The organism is Citrobacter amalonaticus Y19 (assembly GCF_000981805.1).
In the GTDB taxonomy this organism is placed as follows: domain Bacteria; phylum Pseudomonadota; class Gammaproteobacteria; order Enterobacterales; family Enterobacteriaceae; genus Citrobacter_A; species Citrobacter_A amalonaticus_C.
Genome location: NZ_CP011132.1, coordinates 338,271 through 360,927, shown reverse-complemented (window position 1 = coordinate 360,927; position 22,657 = coordinate 338,271). Strand labels below are relative to the sequence as shown.

Annotated in this window: 19 protein-coding genes; 7 read left to right on the top strand and 12 right to left on the bottom strand. The window is 54.3% G+C overall.

What is annotated here, in order from left to right; genetic code table 11:
- Positions 1-32 precede the first annotated feature (32 nt).
- Positions 33-1,238 carry a multidrug efflux MFS transporter gene (locus F384_RS01580; protein ID WP_046476100.1) on the bottom strand — a complete coding sequence of 402 codons (1,206 nt, stop codon included), beginning with the start codon at positions 1,236-1,238 and terminating at the stop codon, positions 33-35.
- 167 nt (positions 1,239-1,405) lie between these two features.
- Positions 1,406-2,062, bottom strand: coding sequence for an extensin family protein (locus F384_RS01575; RefSeq protein ID WP_080950042.1), 657 nt, complete (start codon positions 2,060-2,062; stop codon positions 1,406-1,408).
- 131 nt (positions 2,063-2,193) lie between these two features.
- On the opposite strand from F384_RS01575, the gene ddlA reads away from it, so the two are divergent.
- Positions 2,194-3,288, top strand: a complete 1,095-nt coding sequence (gene ddlA / locus F384_RS01570) for a D-alanine--D-alanine ligase (RefSeq protein ID WP_046476094.1) — start codon at positions 2,194-2,196, stop codon at positions 3,286-3,288.
- 44 nt (positions 3,289-3,332) lie between these two features.
- Here the strand turns inward: ddlA and F384_RS01565 are convergent, their stop codons facing one another.
- Positions 3,333-3,539 carry a DUF2754 family protein gene (locus tag F384_RS01565; RefSeq protein ID WP_046476092.1) on the bottom strand — a complete coding sequence of 69 codons (207 nt, stop codon included), beginning with the start codon at positions 3,537-3,539 and terminating at the stop codon, positions 3,333-3,335.
- A 256-nt stretch (positions 3,540-3,795) separates the two neighbouring features.
- On the opposite strand from F384_RS01565, the gene F384_RS01560 reads away from it, so the two are divergent.
- Positions 3,796-4,104: a YaiY family protein gene (locus tag F384_RS01560; RefSeq protein WP_043001638.1), complete on the top strand. Its 309-nt coding sequence runs from the start codon at positions 3,796-3,798 to the stop codon at positions 4,102-4,104.
- An 11-nt stretch (positions 4,105-4,115) separates the two neighbouring features.
- Here the strand turns inward: F384_RS01560 and F384_RS01555 are convergent, their stop codons facing one another.
- The 3 genes from F384_RS01555 to F384_RS01545 all read right to left on the bottom strand — a co-directional run bounded on the left by F384_RS01555 (position 4,116) and on the right by F384_RS01545 (position 7,097).
- The gene (locus tag F384_RS01555) at positions 4,116-5,210 is read right to left on the bottom strand and encodes a DUF1615 domain-containing protein (protein WP_046476086.1); all 1,095 of its coding nucleotides are present in this window, start codon (positions 5,208-5,210) and stop codon (positions 4,116-4,118) included.
- Between the two features lie 14 nt (positions 5,211-5,224).
- On the bottom strand, positions 5,225-6,445 hold the full coding sequence (gene sbmA / locus F384_RS01550) for a peptide antibiotic transporter SbmA (RefSeq protein WP_046476083.1): 1,221 nt from the start codon (positions 6,443-6,445) through the stop codon (positions 5,225-5,227).
- A gap of 118 nt (positions 6,446-6,563) precedes the next feature.
- Positions 6,564-7,097 (bottom strand): isochorismatase family protein, encoded by a 534-nt coding sequence (locus F384_RS01545; protein ID WP_046476080.1) that lies wholly within the window; start codon positions 7,095-7,097, stop codon positions 6,564-6,566.
- A 328-nt stretch (positions 7,098-7,425) separates the two neighbouring features.
- Between F384_RS01545 and ampH the strand changes: the two genes are divergently transcribed.
- Complete coding sequence (gene ampH / locus F384_RS01540; protein ID WP_046476076.1) at positions 7,426-8,583, top strand: D-alanyl-D-alanine-carboxypeptidase/endopeptidase AmpH; 1,158 nt, start codon at positions 7,426-7,428, stop codon at positions 8,581-8,583.
- On the opposite strand, the gene iprA is transcribed toward ampH, so the two are convergent.
- Both iprA and ehaB read right to left on the bottom strand, forming a co-directional pair.
- Entirely contained in the window at positions 8,584-9,207 is a 624-nt protein-coding gene (gene iprA / locus F384_RS01535) for a hydrogen peroxide resistance inhibitor IprA (RefSeq protein WP_046497602.1), read from the bottom strand.
- A gap of 89 nt (positions 9,208-9,296) precedes the next feature.
- A complete protein-coding gene (gene ehaB / locus F384_RS01530) occupies positions 9,297-12,218 on the bottom strand; it encodes an autotransporter adhesin EhaB (RefSeq protein WP_046476074.1) in 2,922 nt (973 codons plus the stop codon).
- A gap of 511 nt (positions 12,219-12,729) precedes the next feature.
- Here ehaB and hemB point away from each other — a divergent pair.
- Together hemB and F384_RS01520 are read left to right on the top strand one after the other, a co-directional pair.
- Entirely contained in the window at positions 12,730-13,704 is a 975-nt protein-coding gene (hemB, locus tag F384_RS01525) for a porphobilinogen synthase (protein ID WP_046497599.1), read from the top strand.
- A 121-nt stretch (positions 13,705-13,825) separates the two neighbouring features.
- Positions 13,826-15,526 (top strand): lysophospholipid acyltransferase family protein, encoded by a 1,701-nt coding sequence (locus F384_RS01520; protein ID WP_046476071.1) that lies wholly within the window; start codon positions 13,826-13,828, stop codon positions 15,524-15,526.
- A 410-nt stretch (positions 15,527-15,936) separates the two neighbouring features.
- Here the strand turns inward: F384_RS01520 and tauD are convergent, their stop codons facing one another.
- From tauD to tauA, 4 genes are read right to left on the bottom strand one after another with little or no spacing between them, the layout of a single operon-like run.
- Positions 15,937-16,788, bottom strand: a complete 852-nt coding sequence (gene tauD, locus F384_RS01515; protein ID WP_046476068.1) for a taurine dioxygenase — start codon at positions 16,786-16,788, stop codon at positions 15,937-15,939.
- On the bottom strand, positions 16,785-17,612 hold the full coding sequence (gene tauC, locus F384_RS01510) for a taurine ABC transporter permease TauC (RefSeq protein WP_046476066.1): 828 nt from the start codon (positions 17,610-17,612) through the stop codon (positions 16,785-16,787). Before tauC ends, tauD begins: the two co-directional genes overlap by 4 nt.
- Positions 17,609-18,376, bottom strand: a complete 768-nt coding sequence (gene tauB / locus F384_RS01505) for a taurine ABC transporter ATP-binding subunit (RefSeq protein WP_046476064.1) — start codon at positions 18,374-18,376, stop codon at positions 17,609-17,611. The genes tauC and tauB overlap by 4 nt, the downstream gene beginning before the upstream one ends.
- Positions 18,377-18,387: 11 nt before the next feature.
- Positions 18,388-19,350 carry a taurine ABC transporter substrate-binding protein gene (gene tauA / locus F384_RS01500; RefSeq protein ID WP_046476061.1) on the bottom strand — a complete coding sequence of 321 codons (963 nt, stop codon included), beginning with the start codon at positions 19,348-19,350 and terminating at the stop codon, positions 18,388-18,390.
- Positions 19,351-20,435: 1,085 nt separating this feature from the next.
- Between tauA and F384_RS01495 the strand changes: the two genes are divergently transcribed.
- Together F384_RS01495 and F384_RS01490 are read left to right on the top strand one after the other, a co-directional pair.
- Positions 20,436-21,065, top strand: coding sequence for a response regulator transcription factor (locus F384_RS01495; protein WP_046476059.1), 630 nt, complete (start codon positions 20,436-20,438; stop codon positions 21,063-21,065).
- On the top strand, positions 21,065-22,606 hold the full coding sequence (locus tag F384_RS01490) for an MASE1 domain-containing protein (RefSeq protein ID WP_046476057.1): 1,542 nt from the start codon (positions 21,065-21,067) through the stop codon (positions 22,604-22,606). Before F384_RS01495 ends, F384_RS01490 begins: the two co-directional genes overlap by 1 nt.
- Positions 22,607-22,657 lie beyond the last annotated feature (51 nt).

Genomic DNA, 22,657 nt, shown 5'->3' with positions numbered 1-22,657 from the left:
GATTGATTTCACTTAAGTCATTTTTAATCGTTTTACACACGCTTACGGATATTTCGCCGCTGGCGCAGAACAAGGGTTAACTGACAAAGGTTAATCATCACAATGACCGCAGTGGCAATAAATACCCAACGAAATCCCGCCATTGCCGACACCGTTGCCCCCATTAGCGGACCCGCAACATTGCCAAGATACATAAACGATTGGTTATAACCAAAAATACGCCCGGTTATTTGGTCGCTGGAGTATTTGACCAGCAGCGTCTGGACGGCAGGCAGCATTGCGCCATCGGCAAAACCGAGCAGAAAACGTAAAACGCCAAGCTGGAAAGGCGTCGTGACCCACGACATGGCAAAGAACAGCACGACCGCACAAATCAGCGTCGCCATCAGGATCCTTTCGGTGCCGATGCGATCGCCAAGCTTACCCAGTCGCGGCGCAGAAATCAGTGCCGACACGCCAGGCACCGAGGCGATTAACCCGCTCAAAAAGGCAATATTATTACTGTCCGGAGCCATCGACTTAATAAATAGCGCCAGAATCGGACTGATTGAGCCATTGCACAACTGAATCACCAGCGTAGTGAAAAAGAGGCTGATAACCAACGCCGGATACGGCAGTGAAGCAAATACGGCTTTCCCGCTCAGCCGTTCGCTCTTTTTCAGAGTCGGTCGGACACCTTCTTTAATCAAGAAGAGAGTGACCAGAAAGCTGACGACCAGCAGTATTGCGGTGATAAAAAAGACCGGGCGTAAACCCACATGATCGGCAATAAAACCGCCCATCAGCGGGCCGCCAATCACACCGCTGATTTGCGCGGTCGCCAACGTACTGAGTGCCCATCCGCTGCGATCACGAGGCACCTGAGACGCCACCAGCGCCATCGCGTTAGGGATATAACCGGACGTTAAGCCCATGATGCCGCGCAGCAGGAAAAGCTGCCAGACGTTGGTAGCAAAGGCTTGCAGCAGTATCGCAATCGCCATGCCGAGCGAAGCGCGCAGCAGCATCAGCTTGCGACCTTTACGGTCTGCCAGGCTCCCCCAGAGCGGAGAGACAATCGCGGAGATTAAGAATGTGACACTGAATGTCAGACCGGACCACATCGAGAGCGCTTCGTGGGAGTCCACCCCAAGCTGCGAAATATACAGCGGCAAAAACGGCAGGATTTGACTGATTGCCAGACCGGTAAAAAAGCAGCCGAACCAGACGGAAATGAGATTAACTTTCCAGGATTCCATAAACGCTCATCGTGATTAATAGCAGAAAACGCCGTTAGTTTAACAATCTCCACGTCTGTCAGGGGATCCTGTGGTGCCCTGTCGCGCAATTTACTATTTTATCTTCCCGGTCACCATTTTTGTGAAACACATCACATTAAAACCCAGTAAACCGCAGGGCTTTATGCTTAGCGACAAAGGCCGATTCCCCGTATCCCCAGGTGAAAATGGTTGGCGTGGGCGGCGTTGTAGTCCGGTCCTAAGCCGTTGCCATAGTATTGACAGCTCACGTTGAGCAGCGCCCGTAGCCATGGGGCGCTTTCCTCCTGCTTCCAGCCGCGCAGAACGGTGAAGTGCCTGCCGTCGGCAAGGCTAAAGCCGCTGACATCCAGGGCCTGCGCGCTGGCGTGCTCGCTACGACGCGCGTCAGGACGATGGTAAATATTGCGACAGGCGAAGCTGCCGAGATGCTCAATCCGAACCAGTAGGCTCATCATCAGACGTTCCGTCAACGGCGCAGCCTGCTGCCCGACATACAGCGCCGAACGCAGCGCTAACGGACAGGAAGCAAGAAAGCTGCTACTCAGTTTAACTGCGCCAAAATCCCGTACCCGTACCACGTCGGTTAAAGGACATTCGCCTGCGCTGTCGGCCACGGGCTGTGAAGTAATCAGCTTCTGCTGGTTTGCCTGCAGCAACAGCGCCTGACAACGCGCCGGCGTCAGACGTTTAAGCTTAAATTGAGTGATCCAGTTTGGCGGGTCAGACAACTCAAGAGGGGTGAGCGGGTTGTAATAAGACGGCAGATAGCGATATCCCACGCCACACGCCACGCCCAGAATCATCACCAACAGCCAGCCTTTTCCTTTCACGTTCCCTCCCGTGCAATTCTCCCTAACATTATGGCAGAAGCCCGCGAATCCCTCGTTTTGTCGTGGTAATGTATACGCTTTGTGTTCGAGGGAATGGGTTTAAGATGGCAAAGTTGCGGGTAGGAATCGTATTTGGTGGTAAATCAGCGGAGCATGAAGTGTCATTGCAATCGGCAAAAAATATTGTCGATGCCATCGACAAGACCCGCTTTGACGTCGTGTTGTTAGGCATTGATAAGCAAGGGCAGTGGCACGTCAGCGATGCCAACAATTACCTGCTCAATGCGAACGATCCGGCGCATATTGCGCTGCGTCCTTCTGCGACCAGCCTGGCACAGGTTCCGGGTAGGCATGAGCAGCAGTTGATTGATGCGCAGAATGGCCAGCCGCTGCCGACCGTGGACGTCATTTTCCCGATTGTGCACGGCACGCTGGGCGAGGATGGTTCACTGCAAGGAATGCTGCGCGTGGCAAATCTGCCCTTCGTCGGTTCCGACGTACTGGGCTCTGCGGCGTGCATGGATAAAGACGTCACTAAGCGGTTGTTGCGTGATGCCGGACTGAATATCGCGCCGTTTATTACGCTGACGCGCGCCAACCGCAATACGATAAGTTTTGCAGAGGTAGAAGCCCGTCTTGGCCTGCCGCTGTTCGTTAAGCCCGCTAATCAGGGATCGTCTGTCGGCGTCAGTAAGGTCACCAGCGCAGCGCAATACGCGCAGGCTGTCGCCCTCGCGTTCGAATTCGATCACAAAGTGGTGGTGGAGCAAGGGATCAAAGGGCGTGAGATCGAGTGCGCGGTGTTGGGCAACGATCATCCGCAGGCCAGCACCTGTGGCGAGATCGTGCTCAACAGTGATTTCTATGCCTACGACACCAAATACATTGATGATAATGGCGCGAAAGTGGTGGTCCCTGCGGCGATTGAGCCTCAGATCAACGACAAAATCCGTGAGATTGCCATTCAGGCGTATCAGACGCTGGGCTGCGCCGGCATGGCGCGCGTCGATGTCTTCTTAACGGCCGATAATGAGGTGGTGATCAATGAGATCAACACCCTGCCAGGCTTTACCAACATCAGCATGTATCCGAAACTCTGGCAGGCCAGCGGTTTAGGCTATACCGATTTGATCACCCGCTTGATCGAACTGGCGCTGGAACGTCACGCTGCGGATAACGCGCTGAAAACAACGATGTAATCAGCACCTCCCGGTAAGCCTGATGACGACGTTGCACATCAGGCTTACGCCGCTTCATCCTCCACACGACGACGAATAATCAATCCCGCCAACCAGAAGCTGATGACCCAGGTCACCAGACCCACGGCATAGGTTTGCCAGCCTTTGGCTTCAAAGCCCAACAGCCCAACAACACCGTTCAGAATGAAAATCAGTCCGATCGCAAAGGCGTAGTAGTGCCAGTCACGGCGTATTTTTACAGGCAGGTTCATGGCAACTCCCGAACGAAAAAAAGCATCATTGCATATTACGGGAAACCGGTCTGTGTCGTATGCGGAATTTCTTAAATGTTGCAAAATTTAATTTAAGGTAACCGATTTGTGACAACCAACAAGAATCTGCAATCCAGGATTCATCCCAGACTGAAATTACCATCATTCTGATATTGACAAACGCGATGACCTGTCAGACTCACGGTAAGTTACTGGCATGGTGTCAGAGATGCAGAATTACTCGCGGAGGTCATTTATGGCTGATTTCACTCTCTCAAAATCCTTGTTTAACGGGAAACATCGAGAAACCGCCTCTACGCCAGGCAACATCGCTTACGCCGTGTTTGTTCTGTTCTGTTTTTGGGCCGGGGCGCAGATCCTGAACCTGCTGGTTCACGCACCAGGCGTATATGAGCACCTGATGCAGGTGCAAGAGACAGGACGCCCGCGCGTGGAGATTGGGCTGGGCGTCGGGACTATCTTTGGTCTGGTGCCGTTTCTGGTCGGCAGTCTGATTTTCGGCGTCATCGCCGCTATCCTACGCTGGCGTTACCGCCGCCAGTAATGGCCCGGCGATTACTGCCCCATACACGTCGCCCGACGATCGTTGACCCGTTTTGCAAACCAGGCCGTGGTGAGATTCCGGGTGATTTTCGGGCTTTCAAGCTGAATACCTGGCAGCATTTCACGCGGCAGTGCCTTCCCTGATTTTGTCTCAGCAAGCTTGAACACCCTTTCGTAAAGCACGGTCTCTTCAAACGCGAGACTGTCGCCTTTCTCCAGTTGTCGACGGATCGCGCTTTCGCTGAGATCCAGTTTGCCCGCCAGTTTACGCACCGCCAGCTCCGTTTTACCGGCCTCTTTATTGCCGTAAGCGATCAGGTCACCATCCAGCGCCAGTTTGACGCCACTGGCTTTACTGACCGCGTTTTGAAACGCAGCGTTACGGCTGGCGTACCATCCGGCGTTAAAGTCGGCAAAGCGGAAAATCGGCGCGCTGTAGTTGGCCGGGTAATTGAGCAGATGATAGGTTCCGAACCAGAGTCCACCGCGACGGCTGAACACTTCCTGGCGCACCGTTCCATTCATTTTCCACGGATATCCTTTGCTGTGCTGCTCGGCAAACGCAATGCTGACCTGCATCGGGCCGCCGGTGTGTACCGGATTGAGTGAACCGAACAGCGTCTGCCCCATCGGCACCATATTGATAAAATCATCAAAAATGGCGCTGAGCTGTTTTTCCGTTTTTACCGAATCCAGACGCTCGCTGTAGCTTTTCCCATTCGGGGATGTGATTTTCAGCGCGGTATGTACCAGGAAAACCGGGATGTGCATCCGTTCGGCACGTCGGTCTATCTCCTGCCAGGCAATTTTGCTCAACCCCGGAACGGCCGGATCGGCCTGATAGTTGGACTCCTGCTGCGCGACCGCCAGCACCGAACAGATATTTTCCACCGTGGGTGCCAGCTTCTGGCTTTCAAACGTTTTGGCGATATCCTGCGCCCAGCCGTCCCGATCCTTCACGCTGGCCGGCATTTTCTGGCGCACCACGCTCGCGACGTCTACCGGTTTCTCACCTTTCTTCAGCGGTTGCGAGGGCTGACTACTACATCCTGCCAGCACCAGCCCGGCCAGCAATGACAATGGGAAAAGACAAGATACCGCCGACATAACGTTTCCTTTTGTTAACCAAGAGTGTGGGTGACAGCCTGAATATCCCGCTCGTCCAGTTCGCGCTCAAAGCTGCGCAGACGTTTATAGATAGACATCAGTTCGACCAGCGTCGTCCACGAGTTAATCAGGTACTGGAACGCGCCCCGCACCTGGCTAAAGACGTTGGTAATTTGCGTCATCAGACCCAGCGTAATCGTACCGGCAACAATCGACGGAAACAGCAGGAACAAACCGAAAACGTTGTCCACCTGCAGGTAGAGAATGCGCGCGATATTAAAATACATGTAGTGAAAATAGAGGCGGAAATAGTTCTGGCGAACCGCACTGAACAGCTCACGAACCGTCGGCGGCGTGGCGCGATTAGCGTCATCTTCCCCGTATACCAGCTCTTTACGATAAGCCGCTTCCACTCGCTGATTTTTAAATTCCAGTCCCGGAAGTTTGATCCCGACGACCGCCAGCAAACCGGTGCCCATCAGTGACCAGACGATCGCCGCAATCACCAGACCGTAAGGCACATGGCCGACAATCGGCAGCTCAGGCACGTGCGGAGAAAGCGCAACCAGCACCGGCAGGAAAGCGATCAGCGTCATGATGGCATTGATGAAGCTCACGCCCATGCTTTCCAGCGTTGACGCAAAACGCATGGTGTCTTCCTGCACACGCTGCGCCGCCCCTTCGATATGTCGCAGATGCTGCCACTGCGCCATGTAATATTCGTTCATCGCCGTACGCCAGCGGAACACATAGTGGCTGACAAAAAAGTTATTCAGCACGCTAATCACCACGGCAATCAGCGCGATGCCAAGGAAAACCCCCAGTTCGTTATAGAACTGGCTCATGGTGACTTTATGCGGCGCGCTGAGGGCGGTCTGGATCAGATCGTAGAATGGCGCGTACCAGGCGTTGACGGCCACCCCCACTTCGACCAAAAACCAGGTGACGAAGATAATCAGCGAGGTACCAAGAATCGACCAGTACTGCCAGCGATGCGGACTGTAGAGAAACCAGAACAGCGCAAATAGCCCGACACAAAGCACATAGTAGGCATAAAAAATCAGGTAACTCAGCGACCAGAAACGGGCAGCGCTAATGGGCACGGTACCAGCTGCGCCAGTCAGTCGCGCAACCCAGTCACTCCCTCCAGCTTGCCAGAAAATAACCGCAACTAATGCCCAAATGAAAGCCGAAAGGAAAAAAGGTCCCGGCTTTGGGAAAAAAGACTTAAACATGATGCTCTCCTGCTAACTTCTTATCGTTATGACAACTGCTGTGTTTTTTCCGCCGCGCGGGTTGAAAATAGACGGTCACAACAGGCGAAACCGCCCATTGTGACCAACATGGTGGCGCTTAGTTCGTTTTCCAGTCCTGAAGAATTGTGTCGACGGGTTTCACCCACACCGGATTATCGGGCACGATCAGATTGCGCCAGACATCATTATGGTGTGCAATGAGCGTCTGTGCTGGTGCGGCCGGGCGATGCGCGGTGGTGTGGGCATCTTCCGCAACCGTTATGCGATAACCCCGACTGGCACCGATTCTGATGGTGGTATCGACGCAATAGTCCGTCGCACAGCCGCAGATAACAAAATGCGAAATCGCCTCTTCACGCAGTAACGATTCGAGCGCCGTTTTGTAAAAGGAATCGCACGCGGTTTTCGTGACGTATTTTGCATTCGCGGGCGTGCTCAGTTCAGGTAGCAGTGCGAATCCTGCACTTCCCTCCTCCAGCCCACCCGCCTCGGTATGCTGAATAAAAATCGTGAGATCAGCCGCCCGGGTAAGCTGATTGATGCGTTCCACGCACGCTTCCCGATGAATACGCGGCGTGGCAAACACGCCGACTTGCATATCAACAACCATCACAACCCGTTTTTCAGACATCGTCAGCCCCATCAAGAAATAGTGATGCAAGATTATTGCACGCCCTGGATCACAAAAGCGGATTTTCCTTCGCGGCAAAAGCGCCCCATTTACGCGCCGTTACGTTTTTCTCTCTATCCTTGCTCTAATTAGCGCTTTGCAATGTGCCGTTGCGTAGTATAAATACGCATACACATCATCCTTCTGGTTGCCTCTTTGTTGGCTACGCGCATAACCCCCTGTCACATAGTTAACTATGCACCTGGGGATTTACTCGCTTGCCGCCTTGATGCTTCCTGAATGATTTCGTGTCACGTTTTTCACTTCACCTCATTCATGGACACCACCGTTGAAACGTAGTCTGCTTTTTTCTGCCGCGCTGTGTGCGGCGTCATTGACCTCAGTCCAGGCGGCTCAACCTGTTGCCGATCCGGTTTTTGCGTCTGATATTGTCGAGCGTTATGCCGATCATATTTTCTATGGCAGCGGTGCGACGGGGATGGCGCTCGTCGTCATCGACGGCAACCAGCGCGTCTTTCGCAGTTTCGGCGAAACCCGTCCGGGCAATAACGTGCGACCACAACTGGATTCGGTCATTCGCATTGCGTCCCTCACCAAACTGATGACCAGTGAAATGCTGGTGAAACTGCTCGATCAGGGTACGGTCAAACTGGACGATCCGCTGAGTAAATATGCCCCTGTCGGCGCGCGCGTACCGTCATATGAAGGGAAACCGATCACGCTGGTCAATCTGGCGACACACACCAGCGCACTGCCCCGTGAACAACCTGGTGGCGCGGCAAAGCGTCCGGTGTTCGTCTGGCCGACGCGAGAACAGCGCTGGAACTACCTCTCCACAGCAACCCTGAAAGCCGCGCCGGGGTCACAGGCGGCCTATTCCAACCTGGCGTTCGACCTGTTGGCTGATGCGCTGGCAAACGCCTCCGGCAAGCCTTATACCCAACTGTTTGAAGAGAAGATCACCCGCCCGCTGGGCATGAAAGACACCACCTATACTCCCTCTCCCGATCAGTGCAAACGTTTGATGGTGGCGGAAAAAGGGGCCAGTCCGTGCAATAACACGCTGGCGGCCATCGGCAGCGGCGGCGTGTACTCAACACCGGGCGATATGATGCGCTGGATGCAGCAATATCTGTCCTCTGATTTTTACCAGCGCAGTAATCAGGCCGACAGAATGCAGACGCTGATTTATCAGCGCACGCAGTTAACGCGGGTAACGGGTATGGATGTTCCCGGCAAAGCCGATGCGTTGGGATTAGGCTGGGTCTATATGGCGCCGAAGAATGGACGCCCGGGAATTATTCAAAAAACCGGTGGTGGCGGTGGGTTCATTACCTATATGGCGATGATTCCGCAAAAAAATGTGGGCGCATTTGTCGTCGTCACTCGCTCTCCGCTCACCCGTTTTACCAATATGAGTAACGGTATTAACGATCTGGTCGTCGAACTGAGCGAAAATACCCCTCGCGTGATTCCGGCGTCTTAATTAATAATCAGAAGGCAGACGGTTTATTCTAACCAGTTTGCCTTTACTCATTTCGATATAGCCGCCCTTACGTAACGCCGCCAGTACTTCTGCCACGACAGAACGCGAAATTCGCGTGCGCTGGTGAATGTAATTCATCACCCCAATTCTGGAGCGTAAACCTTCATCCCACTCATTCATCGAGAAAAGAGTGGTACGGATTTGCTCGTAGGAATTATTGCCAATTAACTGTCGATCGCGCTGCTGCAGAATACGGTTCTGCCAGGTCAGCCAGTAAAAGGCCTCACGCCACAACTGGCATTCTTCAATAATCGCAACGGTTTGTGAGGCAGAGAGGTGGTATCCCGAACATTTCCCCTCGCTGACAAGATCGTACTGAACATCATGTTTCATTACCCCATTGGTCAGTCCCATAATGAAAGGAGCCTGAGCAATACCAACAAGAATATCTTCATTACGTCTTAATGAGATAATCCCTTCCAGAATCACTAATGTCGTGTCAGGGTTCTTTTCCGTGGAATAGATAAGATGTTTTTCATGGATATGTTCAAAACGGGTGCCATATTTAGACAAAGACTTATCGAGCTGACCAAATTCTTTTAACGGTTTATTCAGAGATAACATCTGCGCGTTCCCTGCATTAATGCCCGTCAAATCCTTGACGGGCATTTTTTTTAATTAACTACACCTTATACATTCCTGTAAGAGACTGATTACCAGGTGTATTTAACCCCTGCGTTTGCAGACCAGTTCTGATCAACATCGCCACCGCCGAGGTAGTTCGCATCGGTATAAGCGCTAAAGTTCTTGGTAAAGCTGAACTGTGTACCCAGTCCAACACGAACCGCAGAACCTTCAGTACCATTGTCGATGGAATCGCCGTTGACATCAGCATCGTTGTTCGCATCGTCATACACGTAGGCCAGTTTGAAGTAAGGCGTCAGAGCCTGATCTTCGCTGTACGTGAAGGTATAACCGGCATCAACTCCCAGTTCATAACGCATGCTGTCATAGGACTGACCATCAACCTGCATGTCGTTGCTCAGGCGATAACCATCATCAGACTGGAACAAACCAGACACGCTGCCGTATGGAGTCACGTAACCCGCATCACTCACTTTCCAGTCGTAACCCAGTTTCAGACCGAAGCCCCACGCATCCGCAGAGGTGCTGCCATCAACATACTGACCATCGCTCATATTCGCGGTCAGATCATTGTTGAAGTGGGTATAGTTCAGGCTGCCATCCACAAAGATGTTGTTCGCGAAGCGAGCAGAGGAGTAAAGGTAGGCAGACTGGCTGTCCTGATCCACTTTACCGGTATGATCGCTAACATCGCCTTTCGCAAAGCCTGCCGCCGCACCCACGATCCACTTCGCGTTGTTACCATCAACTTTGGTATCCACACCCACCATGATGCCGTTGACATCCTGATCGTAGTTAATGGTTCCGTTATCGCCGTTGAAGTTGCCGCCGAAGTAACTTACCCACGCACCGCCATTATCCTGGAGACCGTGACGAGAGTTGGTCAGACGCGTACCAACCGTGTCTTGTTCCAGATTCCAGATATTGGTGTTAGCAGACGGGATGCTCAGCGCCATGTTAGCGTAGTCAGTCAACTCCATCTGTTCCATCACAACGGTGTTGCCTTGCTGCTGCGCCTGATAGGTGTACGCCCCCAGGTCTGCTTTGTTCGCTGCAGAGAAGGTAGCCGTGCTGTTCTTATCGTTAACGTAGATCAGCTCTTTGTCTTTGTAATCTGCGATGGTGCCTTCGCCGGTTGCGTTGTCGATACGCACTTTGTAGTTGCCGGTTGCGGCAGCGACATTGTCGCCCACGTTATCCACTTCAGACAGGTCAGCGCTGTAGGCATCACCATTGCCGTTAATGGTCAGGTGACCATCGGAATTCATGGCGATAACACCGTAACCGTAGTTAGACTTCGTGGTGTCTGCGGTACGATCGTTTGTCAGGTCGGCATCCAGCACATAGTTGTTGCTGTGAATCTCAAACACACCTGCATTCACGTTGCCATTCGCATCGGTCGTGCTGGTCAGGTTCAGGGTATCTGTTTGCAACGCGTAATCAGCGCTGTTGCTTACGTCCAGCACGCCGTTATTGGTCACATTGATGGTGTTGGCATACAGTGCAGCATCACCTACGCTCCAGCCTGCAGCGACATCATCTGCAATGGTGACGGTACTGTTGTCAACCGTCAGCGTGTCAGTTGCGACATGCCCGTCTTCGTTGATGTTCAGCGCTGCGCCACCGGTCAGAGCAATGGTGTCAGAAACCAGTGAAGAATCTGCAACATTCACCACAGAGCCGCTGTTGATGCTCAGCGTATCAATCAGAGAGGTTTTGGTGGTATCCCACTCAGAACCGCCGTTCAGCGTGACGTTGAACAGGCCACTTTGATAAACTTCGTTGCCAACAACGTGACCATTTTCATCATAAGCGGTGCCACCATTGTCAATACCATAGGTGGACGATGGCCACAGGCTATTGGCTGCGATGTCGATCAGGGTTGCCGTCGCGTCAGTTCCGGCAGCAACGCTGTCATAGACACCATCACCATCGGTATCAACCTGATGCACAGACATTGCCGCACCGACCCATTTGCTACCATTATTCAGGGTAACATCCATGCGGTCAGTACCATCCCAGCCGTTAGTGTCGACAGTCGTGTCGGTATCACGATAGCTGTCAGCACCGTCCGGGAAGAAGTTTTCGTCGAAGTTGCTGGAGAACACAACATCGCCCATCAGAGTTGAATTGCTGAGATTGACCGTCGTCTGCATCGCATTGTCTGCATACGGATTCGCAATTGCGGAAATTGCAACGTCATCAGCCGTCAGAGTGTTGCTATAGTCACTTGCATTATTGTTATTGCCGAACCAGCCTGCAGTTCCTTCATCTGACCATGAACCTGATGTCACGGTAGAATTCGTTACTGTGATCGTGTTGTTAAACACCTCACCGCTGTTTACGCCCGTGCTAACGGTGTTATCGTCAATATCTTCCCACTCATACCCCTGAGTCAGCGTAATGCCCGCAACGTGAGAGTTGTTGCTGATAGCCAGATCCACTTCCTGATCCAGCGTAATCGCGGTGCCCAGGTCGTAGACATCAACAACGTGCGTATCAGCAGTGCCGTCGGTATAGGTACCGTTGTAGGTGTAATGCTCGTAGTTGTCGTCGATGGTTGAGTTATCAACAGTCAGCGCCAGACGATCGTAAACATAGCCCGTATCACGACCATCTGCACATTCGGTCGTCATGCACTCAGACGTAATCATGCCGTGTACAGTGCTGTTTTTAATCGTCAGGCTGTTGCTATTCGTGTTGGTAGAAAGACCATCATCCAGATAGTAAGTTGAAATCACACCGTTAACGGTCGCGTTGTTGATTACCGGATAGATATCCCCGTTATAAACGCTGTCAGCGGCATAGTTATTCCAGCCAACGTAACCATCGTAGTACACACCATCCGCATAGGTGGCATCGTTATAGTGGTTAAATGTGATGTACGTCGTGCCAGAAATGTCTGTTGAAGCATTCGCCTGAGAAGTGATTGCCAAAGTGCAGGCTAATGCTAATTGTGAGACTACAAGTTTCTTTTTCCAGGAGTGCATTTGTTATCCCTCCTCAGGGACATAATAGTATTGGTCCATCAAATATCAATGCATAGAAAACATTATGTTTCGCGAGGAGGATTATGCGGCGTCTTCAATGAAAGGTTCAATTATTCTTTCCTTGGAGTCCGGAAACAGACAATAACAGAAACCAGAAAAATATTCAACTAAAAAACACAAAAACACATATAAATCAACACAATACACAAACCAGAAAAGCAAGATACATATAATACATCAATACTTAAAGCAGCGATGATTGATAATGGCAAATAAATAACCCCTTAACCAGTCAAAATACAACCTCATTTAAATAAATAGATATTTTAAATAAACAAAATAAAGTAATAAAATATTCAAATATAAATATTTAGCTATTTATATCAAAAAATTGCCAGGTTCTCTCATTTATTTATCAATAAAACAAAACCATAAGGCCCATTTTCGTAAAACACTCACACGCGGCTTCAGGTATACTATGGCCTTCAATTTCACAAACATCAGGCATACCATGACAGACTTAATCCATCGCCCTCGCCGTCTGCGCAAATCTGCAGCGCTGCGCGCCATGTTTGAAGAGACAACACTCAGCTTGAACGATCTGGTGTTGCCGATCTTTGTTGAAGAAGAACTCGACGACTACAAAGCGATTGAGGCCATGCCTGGCGTCATGCGCATCCCGGAAAGACACCTGGCGCGCGAGATCGAGCGCATTGCTAACGCCGGCATCCGTTCCATCATGACCTTTGGCATCTCTCACCATACTGACGACACCGGCAGCGATGCCTGGAAGGAAGACGGGCTGGTAGCGAGGATGTCACGCATATGCAAGCAGACCGTCCCGGAAATGATCGTGATGTCAGACACCTGCTTCTGCGAATATACCTCCCACGGTCACTGCGGCGTGCTCTGCGAGCACGGTGTGGATAACGACGCAACGCTTGCCAACCTCGGTAAACAAGCCGTTGTCGCAGCAGCAGCAGGCGCAGATTTCATCGCCCCTTCCGCCGCAATGGATGGTCAGGTGCAGGCGATTCGCCAGGCGCTGGATGCCGCAGGCTTCACCGATACGGCCATCATGTCCTACTCCACCAAATTTGCCTCTTCGTTCTATGGTCCGTTCCGTGAAGCGGCGGGCACCGCGCTGAAAGGCGATCGCAAAACCTATCAGATGAACCCGATGAACCGCCGCGAGGCAATTCGCGAATCGCTACTCGACGAAGCACAGGGTGCGGACTGCCTGATGGTGAAACCGGCGGGTGCCTATCTGGACGTGCTGCGTGATATCCGCGAGCGTACCGAGTTACCCCTCGGCGCGTATCAGGTCAGCGGTGAATATGCGATGATCAAATTCGCCGCCATGGCGGGCGCCATTGATGAAGAAAAAGTGGTGCTGGAAAGTTTAGGCGCTATCAAACGCGCTGGCGCGGATCTGATCTTCAGCTACTTCGCGTTGGATCTGGCCGAGAAGCAACTCCTGCGTTAATTTTTTCGTTACCTTGCCGGGTGGCCTCGCCATCCGGCCCTTCCCCAAAACGTCACTCAAGCGTCATACAAGCGACACTTACCGCTTCTACTGTCAGCACAGGACAGAAGGAGATGCGGCTATGTTTAGTCTCGATAACGTACTCAACGACCTTTGGCCTGAGGCGAGGACCGCGCCCTGGCAAAAAAAAGTGCTTCAGCGCGTACTGTATGAAAAAGAGTTCCAGCAGTTTGCCGCCCGCCATCGCCATCTGAAAGGCGTGGATATGGTGGAACAGGTCCTGGAGCATCTGCAAATACGTTGTGAAATCCCCGAGCACCACATCGAAAACATCCCCGAAAATGGCCCACTGGTGATTATCGCCAACCACCCCACCGGCGCGCTGGACGGACTGGCGCTCATCTATGCTCTCTCTCGGGTGCGTCGTGATATCAAAGTAGTGACCAACCGACTGCTTTCCCATCTGGAACCCCTGCGCTCGCTGTTCATCCCGGTAGACAATATTCAGGGGCGGACGCCGAAATCATCGTTACAGCAAATGGATACCCACCTGCAGGCTGGCGGCGCGCTGGTTTTCTTCCCGGCGGGAGAAGTCTCACGGCTGACGCCGAAAGGGATCGCCGAACGCCGCTGGCACTCCGGGTTTATCCGCATGGCGGAAAAGTACCGAACGCCGCTGCTGCCGGTGCATATCCAGGCCTATAACAGTCCGCTGTTCTATGCCTGCGGGCTGGTTTCTTCCAGCGCCACGCTGCTGCTGTTAATGCAGCAGATGTTTCGCCGTCGCGGCAGCACGCTGCCCGTAAGCATCGGCCAACAAATTGCCTGGACGCAGTGGTCCGCGAGCAAAAGCAGCGTGCGCGAACAGGCGGAAAAGTGCCGGGCGCACGTAATCGCGCTGGGCAAAGGTCGACCAGGCGTCTTTCGCAGCGAATCGACGATCGCCCCACCAGAAAACAGAGCGCGACTAAAACGCGAGCTGGCACGGACGGAATGTCTGGGGCGAACCGCCGATGGCAAGCACATTTACCTCTGGCAGCGCAACGGGCAGGAGGAAGCGACGATCCTGCGCGAGCTGGGGCGACTGCGTGAAATCGCCTTTCGCGCCGTCGGCGAGGGGAGCGGTAAACGCAGGGATATCGATCGCTACGATGATGACTATCTGCATCTGATCTTATGGGATGAGGACGATCTCGAAATCGTCGGCGCTTACCGGTTTATCCCCTGCGCGCAGCAGCTGGAAAAACAGGGGCTGGAGGGACTCTACAGCCACAGTCTGTTTGATTACGACGAGCGAATGGCGGACATCATGCAGCACGGTATTGAGCTGGGACGCAGCTTTATTCAGCCGCGCTACTGGGGACGTCGCGGGCTGGATTATCTCTGGTCCGGAATCGGCGCATACCTGGCACGTTACCCACAATATCGTTACCTGTTCGGGCCGGTGTCTATCTCCGGAGGACTGCCGCCGGATGCGCGCGATCTGTTAGTTGCCTTCTATCGACTCTGGTTCCCGCCAACGCACCCGCTGGCCGTCTCGCGCCAACCCTATCCCGCTTCACTACCGGATGTGCTGGCACAGTTTGCGGGAAACAACTACGGCGAAGATTTGACACGGCTGAAGTCGCTGCTGGGAAATCTCGGCTGCGGCATTCCTCCGCTTTACAAGCAATACTCAGAGCTCTGCGAACCCGGCGGCGTACAGTTTATAGATTTCGGCAGCGATCCGGATTTTAACCACTGCGTAGATGGTCTGGTACTGGTGGATCTGACGTATCTGAAGGCTAATCGCTATCAGCGCTATATTGGCGAGCATCTGTGATTTTTGCCGGGTGGTGGCTTCGCCTTACCCGGCCTACAGTTCACAGGCCTGATAAGCAAAGCGCCATCAGGCAATCAGCTCTACCGTTTTACAGGCCTGATAAGCAAAGCGCCAGCAGGCAATCAGCTCTACCGTTTTACAGGCCTGATAAGCAAAGCGCCATCAGGCACTCAGCCCTACCGCTTCACAGGCCTGATAGGCAAAGCGCCATCAGGCAATCAGCCCTACCGTTTCACAGGTCTGATAAGCAAAGCGCCATCAGGCAGTCAGCCCTACCGTTTCGTAGGCCTGATAAGCAAAGCGCCATCAGGCAATCAGCCCTACCGTTTCACAGGCCTGATAAGCAAAGTGCCATCAGGCAATCAGCCCTACCGTTTCGTAGGCCTGATAAGCAAAGCGCCATCAGGCAATCAGCCTGCACGGAAATAAGGTTTATCCCCCAGGATCGTCGCCCGATGCATAATGCGCCGCTGCGGCAGGTAATCGGCATTGGCATAATGCTGCGTCACGCGGTTATCCCAGATAGCCACATCATTTGGCTGCCAGCGCCAGCGCACCTGAAACTCTGGTTTTGTAATATGGGCAAACAGGAAGCCGAGCAGCGCCTCACTCTCTTTCTCCGTCACATCGACAATGCGCGTGGTGAAGCCTTCGTTGACAAACAGCGCCTGTTTACCGCTCACCGGATGAGTTCGCACCACCGGATGCAACAGCGGCGGATGCTTCGCCACCGCTTCACGCCAGCGCTGATGCTCCTCTTCTGTCTTACGGTACTTGTATTCCTGGAAGGATTTACGGAAGTCATGTTCCGCCCGCAGGCCATTCAACAGCTGGCGAAACGGCTCCGACAGCGCCTCATACGCCGCAATGCCGCTGGTCCACAGCGTATCGCCGCCGGTTGACGGTAATTCCTTTGCCGCCAGAATCGCCCCGGCAGGCGGTGTCTCAATAAAGGTGACATCGGTGTGCCAGTTGTCGTTATCCGGTGGATTATCGTTGTGCGTATCCAGCACGATAATCTCCTCCACGCCTTCTGCATGAGGATAAACCGGATGAATGTGCAGATCGCCAAAACGCTGGGCCAGCGCGCGCTGCTGTTGCGGTGTGATGGCCTGTTCGCGCAGGAACACCACCTGATGTCGCAGCACCGCATGGTAAAGCTGCTCAAACTGATTGTCGCTCAGCGGACGGGTCAAGTCCGCACCCGCGATCTGCGCGCCGATGTACGGCCCCAACGGGGTAATGCTCAGACGTTCACTCATTGGACTTCTCCATGCCAGGGTGTCAGGCGACGCTGAAGCGCACGCAAACCCAGTTCCAGAATAAAGGCGATAATCGCAATCACCGCGATCCCCGCCAGCACCACGTCGGTTGCCAGAAACTCACCGGCCGACTGCACCATAAACCCTAACCCCCTCGTCGCCGCAATCAGTTCCGCCGCGACCAGCGTTGACCAGCCCACGCCGAGCCCAATGCGTAGTCCGGTGAGGATCTCCGGCAGCGCACCTGGCAGGATAACCCACCACAACACCTGCGCCCGGCTCGCGCCCAGCGATTGAGCGGCGCGGATCCGCACCTGCTGCGCGCTCTTCACGCCAGCCAACGCAGACATTGCGACCGGAGCAAAAATCGCCAGGTAGATCAGCAGGATCTTGGACGTTTCACCAATCCCGAACCAGATAACCATCAGCGGCAAATAGGCCAGCGGAGGTACCGGACGATAAAGCTCAATAATCGGATCGAGAATGCCGCGTAGCGTCGGGCTGAGCCCCATCGCAATCCCGACCGGAATGCCGAAAGCCACCGCGGCCAGCAGCGCCAGCAGGATGCGGGTCAGGCTGGCGGCCAGATGCTGCCACAGCGTGGCATCCATAAACCCTTGCGGACCGGCGATGGTGATAAGCTTTTGCAGCACCTGGTCAGGCGGTGGCAAAAACAGGGGGCTTATCAGTTGCAGCGCCGCAACCGTCCACCACACCGCCAGAATCACCGTCAGCGTCGCAAGGCTCAGGGTTATCTGGCGCGAGAACGGCCAGCGCCACTTCAGCGGCCGTTGGCGCGGTTTGTCGTTGATCACCACACTCATGAGAAGGCCTCCCGTTGTTCAAAGACGCGGCTTAAGACGTATTCACGGGTCGCAATAAACTGCGGATCGGACTTAATGCTGCGGCTCGCTTCACCTGCCACAAAACGGCGGGCAAAGGTTAGCGGCAAACGCTCCAGCACCCGACCCGGTCCTGGGGACAGCAGCACGAGCTCGGTCGCCATAAACACCGCTTCTTCAATATCATGCGTAATCAGCAGCACCTGCTTGCCGGTCTCATGCCAGAGTTTCAGCAGCAGGGTTTGCATCTGTTCGCGGGTAAAGGCATCCAGCGCGCCAAAGGGTTCATCCAGCAGCAATAGCTGTGGATTCGCCGCCAGCGCGCGAGCAATCCCGACGCGCTGGCGCTGACCGCCGGAAAGCTGCCAGATAAAGCGTTTTCCCGCCCCTTCCAGCCCCACTTTTTTCAACATTTCCTGCGCGATGCTGACACGCTGCGCTTTCCCGACGCCTGCCAGTTGCAGGCTCAACGCGACGTTATCCTGCACGTTGCGCCACGGCAGCAGCCCTTCATGCTGAAACACCACTCCGCGCTCCGCCCCCGGTCCGTCGACGCGTTTACCTGCCAGTTGAATGCTGCCATGCTGATACGGCACAAATCCGGCAATCAGGTTCAACAGTGTCGTTTTGCCACATCCCGACGGCCCCAGCACCACCAGCAGTTCGCCGCTGTCGAGCGTCAGATTAATGTCTTCCAGCGCCGGTTTACCGCCGTAATCGGCATACAGATGAGAGAGTTGCAGCATCAGCGCCTCCTTTATTGCACGAAGCGATCGGTGACGTACTGGCTGTAATCACTTGCCACCGCAGGCACCTTGCCCTGCTCTTTCAGAAATTGCGCGGTGTCGATAATCGCTTTGTTCACCGGTCCGGTCAGTTCAGCCGTCTGCTGCTGAGGCGTGAGATAGGTATTGCCTTTCACCAGTCCCGGCACATCGGCTTCCGGCACGCCGCTCAGGCGCGACAGCTTGCTGATGTTCTCCGGCTGTTTCAGCCATTCGTCGGGATTCGCAATATAGGGCTGCTGCGCGTCGATAGCGCTTTTCGCGAAGGCTTTCACCACTTCCGGGTACTTCTCGGCAAAGTCTTTGCGCACCACCCACACATCAAGAGTCGGAGCCCCCCACTCGCCGACTTTTTCCGAGTCGGTCAGCACCTTGCCATCTTTTTCCAGTGCATTAACGGCAGGAGCCCAGACGTAAGCACCGTCAATATCCCCGCGCTGCCAGGCGGCGATAATCGCTGGCGGCTGCAGGTTCACAATCTCCACCTGACCGGGTTTAATCCCCCAGTGTTTCAGTGCCGCCAACAGGCTGTAGTGGGTGGTGGAGATAAACGGCACGGCGATGCGTTTGCCGATCAGGTCCTCGGGTTTGCTGATATTTTTCTTCACCACCAGCGCCTCAGAGTTACCGAGTTTTGACGCCAGCAGGAAAACCTCAATCGGCACCTGCTGACTGGCAGCGACCGCCAGCGGGCTGGAGCCGAGGTTGCCGATCTGCACATCGCCGGAGGCCAGGGCGCGCACGATGCTCGCGCCGCTGTCGAATTTGCGCCAGTCGACGGTGGCCCCACTTTCTTTGGCGAAGGTGTTATCCGCCTGCGCCACTTTCGCCGGTTCGGCGGAGGTTTGATACGCGACGGTGACGTTCACCGCCTGCGCCTGAAAGGTGAGGAATGCCAGTGCGGCAAGAAGTGTATTACGCGATGAACGTGCCATATTGTCTGCTCCCTTGTCTTGTTATGGGGGCAGTATTTCGTTGCGGCCGGATTTGATAAAGGAATTAAAAATTCTTGCTAAGAACAAAGCGTTTTTAGAAAAAAAGTGGAAATGGTTAGCGATTTTCAATATTTAGCTATGCCTTATATGTCGCTATGGAGAAGGCGTATGCGACGAGGTATCTCCTTATATGTCGCTATGGATAAGGGTTCCGTTCGCTTTTTGTTCATTGCTTCTTTGGAACTCACTCACCCGCGAACGTGTTAAGGGCGTTCTCCGCCACGCCCTTAACAATCCCGGCTCCCGGCGAGGAAAATCGCCACGTCGTGGTCCATTCGCCTTATGCCGTCTGCCTGTCGGGTCGGGGCCGAGCCTGCATCCTTGCAGGCCGTCCCCTCCGCCCGCATCCCTGCGGGCGGACCCGGTCAGCCGTCAACGCCTCATCGATTTTCACGCCGGACCAACAGCCTCGCTTCGATTCTCTGCTCTACAAACAAATTCTTCTCGCTGTAAAAAAAGCAAACCGCAGTGATAGTCAGGTGTGGATGGGTCCGGCTGAAAATTGCCGACGTGTTTCCGGAGGGCCGGGGGAACCCGCAGGGATGCGGGTTCAGGGCGCGCGAAGCAGGGATGCTGAGTCGCGCCCGACCCGGTAGCCTGAAGGAATAAGCGGAGGACAAAATTGCCGGGAGCAATTTTGAACAGCACTTGTGCTGGCCCCGAAGGGGTGAGCCCCATGGATGGGGCGAATAATTCGCGAAGCGACAATTTTCCCGCCGGGAGCCTGGATTGTTAAGGAGGCGGCGACGAGCCTCCTTAACACGTTCGCGGGAGGTTTACGTTCAGAGAATCACTGCTCGTAGGGCGAACGGAACCTTTTACCGAAGTGACATGAAAAACACCCGCCCCCAGTACGAAACACATAAGCGAACGGAACCTTTTACCAAAGTGACATGAAAAACGCATAACCCAGCGCCCCTAAACATTACGTTTTTGTTACATTCATTCCATAACTGTACCTGATTGATTGCCAGCGCAGCGGCGCCAGGCATCATAGAGCCATCATCCGGCAAGAGAGCAAAATCATGATACGAGTGGTGCTGGTGGACGACCATGTGGTGGTGCGTTCTGGCTTTGCGCAATTACTCAGTCTCGAAGAAGACCTCGACGTTGCAGGCCAGTACAGCAGCGCGGCGGAAGCCTGGCCTGCTTTATTACAGGACGACGTTAACGTTGCGGTGATGGATATCGCCATGCCAGACGAAAACGGTCTGAGCCTGTTGAAACGCCTGCGGGCCCAGAGGCCACAGTTTCGCGCCATTATTCTCAGCATCTATGACACGCCGACCTTCGTGCAGAGCGCGCTGGATGCTGGCGCCAGCGGCTATCTGACCAAACGCTGCGGGCCGGAAGAGTTAGTGCAGGCCGTCCGTTCCGTTGGGCTGGGTGGGCACTATCTTTGTGCCGATGCCCTGCGGGCGTTGCGCGGCGGTGAAGCGTCATCACCGGTACTGGCGGAACTGACCCCGCGCGAACGGGAAGTGTTTGATTTACTGATTAAAGGCGACAGCGTTAAAGAGATCGCCTTCAAACTCGATCTCAGCCATAAAACGGTGCATGTTCATCGGGCCAACGTGCTGGGCAAACTGAACTGTCACAGCACCATCGAGCTGGTCCATTTCGCCCTCGACCACCAACTGCTGGCGGGGCATTAATGTCACGCAATCTCCGCCACGCCGTCATCTCGCTGTTTATTGTGCTGGCATGGGGCACCGGCTGGCTGATGCTGTGGACGCTCGGTTTTTATCTGACCCATAACGGTCAGCAGGCGGCGCTGTTCCTGCCGCACGGCGTCTATCTGGCGCTGCTAATCCTGCTTTCGCGCCGCTACTGGCCAGCGCTGGTGCTGCCGCCGATGCTGATGCTGCTCTGGCTGCACAGTGAGCAACTGCTCAATGGCTATATTCTGCTGGCCACGCCGCTCATCAGCGTGATTCCCGCCAGTCTCGCGCAGACCTTCTGGTACCGTTTTCCCCTTTACTGGCAGCGGCTGACGCTGCTGCTGGCCACGGTAACGGCGGCCTCATTGCTCAATACTGCCCTGTTGTCGCCGTTTGTCAAAAGTCCGGCGATGCTGCTCGGCCTGGCGTCGTTTACCGGTGGCGTATTGCTGACGCCGTTTGTCTATCTGATCTTCGAGTTTCTGCGCCAACAGCATCGCTATCACCTGCTGGGGCTGGACACCAATAACCCGCCGTTGCGTACCTCGTTAATCATCTGGTGCAGTCTGTTTTTTATCATTGGCATTGGTACCCAGATGGTGCTGTCGCCAGAGATTGAGCGCCTGCTGCTGATCGTGGTGTTTCTGCCCAATGTGGTGATGGCGTGGAAGTTCGGCTGGCAGGGCGGCGTGCTCTCCGGGCTGCTGGGCAGCATGATGATCACCATCGCCCGCCAGGTAGGCATAGGGTTTAGCAACCTGGTTGAACTGGAGATCTTTCTCGCGACCCAGTCGCTGCTCGGCATTGGACTGGGGATCGCTATCAGTCGTCAGCAACATCTGGCGCAAAACCTGCACCATTACCGCCAGCGTCTGGAGGCGGAACTGATGGCGCGGCGGGCGCTGGCCGAGAAGCTGGTGCATACCGAAGAGGATACGCGCAAGAGCCTGGCGCGCGAACTGCATGACGAGATTGGACAGAACATCACCGCCATTCAGATTCAGTCGCAGCTGGTGAAACGGGCGCACGATCCGGCGCAAGCCCAGGCCGCCGCCAGCCAGATCAACGATCTCGCCCGCCGGATCCACCACTCTACCCGCCAGTTGTTGCGCCAGCTTCGCCCACCCGCGCTGGACGAACTGTCGTTCAAAGAGGCATTGCTCCATCTGCTCAACGAGTTTGCCTTTACAGAGCGCGGTATTCGCTGCCAGTTTGATTATCAACTCACCGCCACGCCCGAGAATGAAACGGTGCGCTTCACGCTTTACCGGTTGTTACAGGAGTTACTCAACAACGTCTGTAAACACGCCGGAGCCAGCGAGGTACGGATTGTCCTGCGCCAGCAGGGAGAGGTGCTGCATCTGGACGTGACTGACAATGGCGTGGGGATCAGTGCCGACAAAATAGCCGGTTTTGGCATTCAGGGGATGCGCGAGCGGGTCAGCGCCCTCGGGGGCGAACTGGCGCTGGAGTCGCGGCACGGTACGCGGGTAAGTGTTAACTTGCCCACAAATTTGCAACAAATCGCCTTCTGACCAGGAAAAAGTCTTAGTCACTCCGGACTTTCTCTCATCCCCTTTTGATTT

Excerpts from the sequence above, each read along its gene's own strand:
- F384_RS01495 (WP_046476059.1), top strand. The coding sequence starts at position 20,436 with ATGATACGAGTGGTGCTGGTGGACGACCATGTGGTGGTGCGTTCTGGC.
- tauA (WP_046476061.1), bottom strand. The coding sequence starts at position 19,350 with ATGGCACGTTCATCGCGTAATACACTTCTTGCCGCACTGGCATTCCTC.
- F384_RS01580 (WP_046476100.1), bottom strand. The coding sequence starts at position 1,238 with ATGGAATCCTGGAAAGTTAATCTCATTTCCGTCTGGTTCGGCTGCTTT.
- ddlA (WP_046476094.1), top strand. The coding sequence starts at position 2,194 with ATGGCAAAGTTGCGGGTAGGAATCGTATTTGGTGGTAAATCAGCGGAG.
- F384_RS01545 (WP_046476080.1), bottom strand. The coding sequence starts at position 7,097 with ATGTCTGAAAAACGGGTTGTGATGGTTGTTGATATGCAAGTCGGCGTG.
- sbmA (WP_046476083.1), bottom strand. The coding sequence starts at position 6,445 with ATGTTTAAGTCTTTTTTCCCAAAGCCGGGACCTTTTTTCCTTTCGGCT.
- tauB (WP_046476064.1), bottom strand. The coding sequence starts at position 18,376 with ATGCTGCAACTCTCTCATCTGTATGCCGATTACGGCGGTAAACCGGCG.
- hemB (WP_046497599.1), top strand. The coding sequence starts at position 12,730 with ATGACAGACTTAATCCATCGCCCTCGCCGTCTGCGCAAATCTGCAGCG.
- F384_RS01565 (WP_046476092.1), bottom strand. The coding sequence starts at position 3,539 with ATGAACCTGCCTGTAAAAATACGCCGTGACTGGCACTACTACGCCTTT.
- F384_RS01520 (WP_046476071.1), top strand. The coding sequence starts at position 13,826 with ATGTTTAGTCTCGATAACGTACTCAACGACCTTTGGCCTGAGGCGAGG.
- F384_RS01575 (WP_080950042.1), bottom strand. The coding sequence starts at position 2,062 with ATGATTCTGGGCGTGGCGTGTGGCGTGGGATATCGCTATCTGCCGTCT.
- F384_RS01490 (WP_046476057.1), top strand. The coding sequence starts at position 21,065 with ATGTCACGCAATCTCCGCCACGCCGTCATCTCGCTGTTTATTGTGCTG.
- F384_RS01555 (WP_046476086.1), bottom strand. The coding sequence starts at position 5,210 with ATGTCGGCGGTATCTTGTCTTTTCCCATTGTCATTGCTGGCCGGGCTG.
- F384_RS01560 (WP_043001638.1), top strand. The coding sequence starts at position 3,796 with ATGGCTGATTTCACTCTCTCAAAATCCTTGTTTAACGGGAAACATCGA.
- tauC (WP_046476066.1), bottom strand. The coding sequence starts at position 17,612 with ATGAGTGTGGTGATCAACGACAAACCGCGCCAACGGCCGCTGAAGTGG.
- tauD (WP_046476068.1), bottom strand. The coding sequence starts at position 16,788 with ATGAGTGAACGTCTGAGCATTACCCCGTTGGGGCCGTACATCGGCGCG.
- ehaB (WP_046476074.1), bottom strand. The coding sequence starts at position 12,218 with ATGCACTCCTGGAAAAAGAAACTTGTAGTCTCACAATTAGCATTAGCC.
- iprA (WP_046497602.1), bottom strand. The coding sequence starts at position 9,207 with ATGTTATCTCTGAATAAACCGTTAAAAGAATTTGGTCAGCTCGATAAG.